This window comes from Streptomyces beijiangensis, assembly GCF_017315755.1.
Taxonomy (GTDB): Bacteria; Actinomycetota; Actinomycetes; order Streptomycetales; family Streptomycetaceae; genus Streptomyces; species Streptomyces beijiangensis.
The window spans coordinates 1-371 of record NZ_JAFLRJ010000758.1 but is presented as its reverse complement, the minus strand read 5'-3'; the positions used below and the strand labels follow the sequence as shown (position 1 = coordinate 371).

At 75.2% G+C, this 371-nt stretch carries 1 protein-coding gene; it reads left to right on the top strand.

Annotation, left to right across the window (positions count from 1 at the left end; all coding sequences use genetic code 11):
• The coding region (locus J0695_RS38900; protein ID WP_443727047.1) for an ABC transporter permease subunit at nt 1-328 on the top strand (328 nt) is incomplete at its 5' end.
• Nucleotides 329-371: the final 43 nt, after the last annotated feature.

Below are 371 nucleotides of genomic sequence, written 5' to 3'. Positions count from 1 at the left end.
CTCGGCCTGGGCGGTGGCGGGCGCGCTGGCGGCGGTGGCCGCGCTCTTCCTCACGGTCTTCCCGACCCCCGGTCTGGAGCGGGCCACCTCGCTCTCCGCGCTCAAGGCCTTTCCCGCGGCGATCCTCGGCGGCCTGGACTCGACGACCGGCGCGCTGGTCGGAGGCCTGGTCGTCGGTGTCACGGAATCCCTGGCGACCGGCTACCAGAGCGATCTGACCTTCCTGGGCCGGGGCATCGGCGACCTCGCGCCGTACCTCGTGATGGTGGCGGTCCTGCTCCTGCGCCCGGCAGGCCTCTTCGGCACAAAGGAGCCGGCCCGTGTCTGACACCGCCCGCACCCCGGACCCGGCCGCCCCGCCCGCTCCGGGC